Raw genomic sequence first — 5,266 nt, 5'->3', positions numbered from 1 at the left:
CAGCGTGTTTCGCAGCCGCAGTTCACCGGGCAGCAGCGGCTTCAACGAATTGCACTTGGAAGACCGCAGCGGCCAGGAGCTGATTTACCTGCGCGCTCAGCGAGACATGGAGCATCGGGTTGAAAACGACAGCCGTCTGCACGTCGGTAACGAGCGCAAGGAAATCATCAAGGGCAACAGCGTTGTCGTGTTGGAAGCGCAAGACCAGCGCACCGTCACCGCCGACCGCAAAACCCAGCTCAAGGCCAACGACTATTTATGCGTGGCGAACAGCAGCCACACCCGCGTCGGGCAAACGCTGGTCGCCGAAGCCGGTCAGGAAGTTCACCTTAAAGCCGGCGCGCGTTTGATTCTGGATGCGGGCGCAAGCATCACCCTGAAAGCCGGTGGGCAACACATCGTGATGGGCGCCGGCGGGATCTTCAGCAGTTGCGAGATTCAACTCGGCGGCGCGCCAATGCCAGGGACGCCCGCCAACCCAATACTGCCAGGGGCACTGACTGCGCTACTGGCGCCTGCCGAACTGCCACCGGTAATTGCGCCTTCCCAAAACGCGTTGATGGCCGATTCCAAACGTGAAAAGCCTGATTTTTGCCCAGTCTGCGAGGCCTGCAAAAACGCAGTGTGCTTGCCTGAAGGAGCCACAGCATGAGCACTCTGTCGCCTCGGCAATGGATGATCGAACAACGCCACCTCGGGTATCGCCTGTGCCTGATTCTCGACTCTGAGGGCGAGCACGAAACCCGTCAGGCGCTGATAGGCGCTCAAAACGCTGACCACTATTGCAGCGTGTACAGCGAAACACCGGTCGCAGAGTTGGCGAGTGCGGGGCCTTTTGTGTTCCTTATCGACAACCCTGACGATCGGCGTTTGAACGCTTTGCTTGACGCTCCAGAAAGAAACTGGGGCTGGCTTGCCAGCGTTCCACCGGAGGCAGGGCTTAACGCGCTGGCCAAACATTGGCGTGACCGCCTGATTGTCGGGGCGCGACCGTATCAGGCGCTCTATCGTTTCCATGACAACCGGGTATTGACCCGCGCACTGGCGCATTTAACCGGCGGGGCTGTTGCGGGGTATTTGGGGCCGATTGCCAGCGTTTGCTATTGGCAGGGTGAGCACTGGCTAACGCTGAATAATTGTGCGCCGGGTAACCACCCCGTTCCTGAAAGACCTGCCTGGTGCGAGGTGCCGGTTGAAAGTGATCAATTCGCGCGTATCAGTCAGATCAATGCCAGGCGTTACTTGCTGGCCGAACATCTGGATGCCTATGCGCGAATTGCTGAACAACAAGACCCTGACTTATGGCTAAGCACGCAGTTGGAATTGGCTGAAGCTTGGGGCTGGCGGTCGCCCGAGCAAGTGGAGTTTTTACTGGTCCAGAGTTTAAAGGCAACCAACGGCACGCTTGCAGAGCGCTGGCAGGGGCGCGCTAGTGAAACACCAGTAACGCATTTCGAGCGTATTTATCAGGAAGTACAGTTTTGGCAAGGAGACGCGCCGTTATGAAACCGGTACTTAAAATTTTGTTCTTGGGGTTTTGCGTCGTGCCGATAGCAGGGTGTGCTACTGGGAAGTCGGATAGTTTTACCTTCACGGCTGACCTGCCTCCAAACTTTGCCTACTCCGCTGTAGTTAAGTGTGCACCTGCCAAAGGAGAGACGTGTACGGTCACTCTGGATGATAACCCATACCTAGCCTTTAACAGAGAGTGGCGCACGGAGTATAAGCCAGCGTCGGAAGTGCCAATATATCGGACAGTCAAAGGCTGCCGGCTGGCTATTTATCGAATCGACTTGGAGATTAACACGACCTATGGAAAAACCCGCGGAGACTTTAGCGGGGATATAACCGCTGTCATTGTTAGAGAGCAACTGGAAGATCAGTACAAAAGAGCTTTTGATGCCACTGGTGAAAGCGTCATAAATGGTCAGTGCCAATGGATGTTCCGTACTGTAGGCCCTAAGCGATATATAAGAAAATTACTCGACTGTAAAAAAGTGGACGACCAGGGCTTGGTGGCGAAAGGACGCCCTGTAGGGGCTTACACCTTGGATCAACTACCAAGTAAAACCGTAAAGCTGAAGATCAAGTTGGCTGAAGAGGAAAGGCCAGGCTGGGGCGATACATGGGTCAAAGTTCCCAACGGTTGGAGACGTTGCAGGGGCGAAGGCCCCGAAGATCAACGCGGTTACTGCCGTGGCAATTATGAGGACTTCAGCATCTTTAAAATGCCCGATGGTCGTAGCTGCACCATTTACCCCGGCTGTACAGAATAAGGAATCACTCAATGAGCGCATTGGATGAAGAGATAAAGCACCCGTTACATAGCCGCACGTTTAACTGCCCGCCCCAAGGCAACTGGACGATTTTTCGACTAGTTGATGGATCTCTGCAAGGGAACGCCTCGCTATGACAAATGCACATAAAATCCTGTTCCTGGGGGGCTGCGTAATGCTGATTACAGGGTGTGCTACCGGGAAGTCGGAGAGCTTCACCTTCACGGCCGACCTGCCTCCAAACTTCGCTTACTCCGCTGTAGTTAAGTATGCACCCGCCAAAGGAGAGACGTGTACGGTCACTCTTGATGACAATCCATACCTTGCCTTTAACAGAGAGTGGCGCACGGAGTATAAGCCAGCGTCGGAAGTGCCAATATATCGGACAGTCAAAGGCTGCCGGCTGGCTATTTATCGAATCGACTTGGAGATTAACGCAACGTATGGAAAAACCCGCGGAGACTTTAGCGGGGATACAACCGCTGTCATTATTCGGGAGCAACTGGAAGAGCAATACAAGAGGGCTTTTGATTATGCTGGCGAGAACGCTATTAATGGTCAGTGTCAATGGCTGTTCCGTACTGTAGGCCCTAAGCGATATATAAGAAAACTACTCGACTGTAAAAAAATCGACGACCAGGGCTTGGTGGCGAAAGGGCGTCCTGTAGGAGCTTACACCTTGGACCAACTACCGGGTAAAACAGTGAAGCTAAAAATCAAGTTGACTGAAGAGGAAAACCCTGCAATCGGCGATACTTGGATCAAGGTCCCGAATGGCTGGAAACGTTGCATGGGCAAAGCTCTTGAAGATCAGTATGCGTTCTGTTTTGGAAATCATAAAGACTTCAGCAGTTTCAAAATGCCTGATGGGCGCAGCTGCACCATTTACCCCAACTGTACAGAATAAGGAATCTCTCAATGAGTAAGTTGGATGATGAGCTAAAGCACCCGTTAAATAGCCGTATGTTGACATGCCCTATACGAGGCAAATGGACCAGCTTTCAGTTAGTTGATGAAAACGGTGAAGGCCAACCTTATTCCGGATTAACTTACGAAGTCATTGACTCAGAAGGTTATACCTACGAGGGTAAACTCGACGCTACAGGCGCAAGTAAAGTCGAGGACCACTTCGCGGGGCCGATAGCGTTGATTTTCAAAAAACCGTATCAGGGTGGAAATGAATTTTATGCCTACCTACAGAAAAGGCCTCACTACCCACTCCCGATAACCGAACTGCAAGTTCGCGCCGAGCAAACCCGCCACCTTCATAAAGACGGCTCGCGCACTGCAACAAACCCTGCGCAAGCGTGTGCAGACTTTTTCTTCCAGGTCGAAGTTCGTCATTTCGTCGACCATGTTGCGCATTTACCGCCTGAAGTCGAGTGTCAATACCCGGCTATGCGGCGCTGGGCTTCACTGATGGGCGAGCATGGAAAGCGCGGGGTCTGCCTGCTTGCCAATAAACACAGCGTATTGGAAGTTCGCCCTTTACGCGCCCTGTGTCCGATGCTGTCTACTGACCCGCAGTTCTGTGCACTCAACCTGTATCAGCTCGCCATTATGGCCACCTTGAGCTACCACCCGTTTGGGCAGGAGCCCGACAAGGCACCCATCAGAGACAAGAACGTTAGTTTCCCGAGCAAACCAAGCATGGGTAACTGGTTCGGTGATGCGTTGGCAAAGTTTGATGAAATCTGGACAGTGGACCCAGCCCAAACCACCGCGTACTACCCGCTATACGAAGATGTGCCGTACTCAAAACGCTTGGAAATCGTACCGTTTGACCCTGATCTGTACCCAGCGAACAGCCCGGATTTAGAAACGGATCAAGAAACCCCGGCCAGCATTCACTTTTTGGATGACCGAGGACATAAAGTTGATACCGACACCCAAGCGTTTATCACGCACAACGATGAGTTGATCCTGATTTCCGTACGTGGCACCAATGAAATAATCGCGGACGCCCTCCGTGATGCCGATGCACTCCAAGTGCCCTTTGTGGAAGGTGTGGGCAAAGTGCACCGAGGATTCTATGACGCTGCACAAAAGGTCTACGAGCTCACGATCAAGTACCTCGACAAATTCCATAGCGGACAGAAGCTGATCATCTGTGGGCACAGCCTGGGTGGTGCGATTACCTTGTTGCTGTCGGAGATGCTACGTCGCCAGAAAGAGTATGAAGTGGACATCACGCTCTACACCTACGGCGCCCCGAGAGCAGCTGACGCCACCTTCGTAAAAGCGGCCGCCAATCTGGTGCATTACCGCATGGTCAACCACAACGACCCAGTGCCCAGCGTGCCCGGCACATGGATGAACACCAAAACCCCGGTCTACGCGACTGGCGCCGCCTTAACCTTCGTAAACGTGCCCGTCGGACTATCGGTGTTCGTTGCGGGCATTACCAACCTCAGCGGCGAGCCCTATGAACATCACGGCACATTACGCCACTTCCTCCCGGTGGAGTTGGGCGGCAAAGAAACCTCTTCCATCCTCTGGCAGCCCGGTTGCGACACCATTACCCAGCACGCCGCCTGCACATTGGCCGTGCAGCAAATCAACGGACTGCGACCGCCCCGGGCTGATTGCTCAAGGCTTAAAGCACAGTAGCAACCATTCAATGGTTGGAGGCTACATTCCCAATTGCTGGGCCGCGCTTCGACGCGCGCAGGAATCGCTGCAGCTCAAACGTTCGCTGGTCACCCCGCGTGAATTCGATTTTGTAGACACTGCTCTGATCCGCATTAACCAACAGTTGTTCCTCCGGCGTCGAGACTTGTACGCGCGTAGCGATAAATACCGCGAAAACCACGAACCTGCGGTTGAAGCGTTCAGTCGAGAAACCCATAAAGTGCAACAGAACGCGTGACCGCTTGGCCACGTTGCGCTATGAGAAGGTGACCGCTGCAAGCGTCTACGGCTTGCTTTCAGAAGACGCGGAAGCGCTCGCAGACAGCCTGCTGCGCTGGCAGGCTCACGCGGAAAACACG

6 protein-coding genes are annotated in these 5,266 nt (G+C 53.8%); all 6 read left to right on the top strand.

The features are described from left to right. Positions 1–652 (top strand): bacteriophage T4 gp5 trimerisation domain-containing protein (locus F0169_RS22860; protein ID WP_425274317.1); only part of this gene is annotated, 652 nt, incomplete at its 5' end. Then, entirely contained in the window at positions 649–1,506 is an 858-nt protein-coding gene (locus F0169_RS22855; protein WP_152747689.1) for a DUF4123 domain-containing protein, read from the top strand. The genes F0169_RS22860 and F0169_RS22855, both read left to right, overlap by 4 nt. Then, the gene (locus F0169_RS22850; protein WP_152747688.1) at positions 1,503–2,276 is read left to right on the top strand and encodes a hypothetical protein; all 774 of its coding nucleotides are present in this window, start codon (positions 1,503–1,505) and stop codon (positions 2,274–2,276) included. Before F0169_RS22855 ends, F0169_RS22850 begins: the two co-directional genes overlap by 4 nt. A 133-nt stretch (positions 2,277–2,409) precedes the next feature. Further along, positions 2,410–3,183 carry a hypothetical protein gene (locus F0169_RS22845; RefSeq protein ID WP_152747687.1) on the top strand — a complete coding sequence of 258 codons (774 nt, stop codon included), beginning with the start codon at positions 2,410–2,412 and terminating at the stop codon, positions 3,181–3,183. 11 nt (positions 3,184–3,194) lie between these two features. Beyond that, entirely contained in the window at positions 3,195–4,886 is a 1,692-nt protein-coding gene (locus tag F0169_RS22840; protein ID WP_341869113.1) for a lipase family protein, read from the top strand. Positions 4,887–4,896: 10 nt separating this feature from the next. After that, positions 4,897–5,145 (top strand): hypothetical protein, encoded by a 249-nt coding sequence (locus F0169_RS28210; RefSeq protein WP_341869112.1) that lies wholly within the window; start codon positions 4,897–4,899, stop codon positions 5,143–5,145. Positions 5,146–5,266 lie beyond the last annotated feature (121 nt).

The sequence above is a fragment of the Pseudomonas kitaguniensis genome, assembly GCF_009296165.1.
GTDB lineage: Bacteria > Pseudomonadota > Gammaproteobacteria > Pseudomonadales > Pseudomonadaceae > Aquipseudomonas > Aquipseudomonas kitaguniensis.
This window is presented reverse-complemented; position numbering and strand designations above follow the sequence as displayed.

Coding starts and splice junctions, on each gene's coding strand:
- F0169_RS22840 (WP_341869113.1), top strand. CDS start 3,195: ATGAGTAAGTTGGATGATGAGCTAAAGCACCCGTTAAATAGCCGTATG.
- F0169_RS22855 (WP_152747689.1), top strand. CDS start 649: ATGAGCACTCTGTCGCCTCGGCAATGGATGATCGAACAACGCCACCTC.
- F0169_RS22845 (WP_152747687.1), top strand. CDS start 2,410: ATGACAAATGCACATAAAATCCTGTTCCTGGGGGGCTGCGTAATGCTG.
- F0169_RS28210 (WP_341869112.1), top strand. CDS start 4,897: ATGGTTGGAGGCTACATTCCCAATTGCTGGGCCGCGCTTCGACGCGCG.
- F0169_RS22850 (WP_152747688.1), top strand. CDS start 1,503: ATGAAACCGGTACTTAAAATTTTGTTCTTGGGGTTTTGCGTCGTGCCG.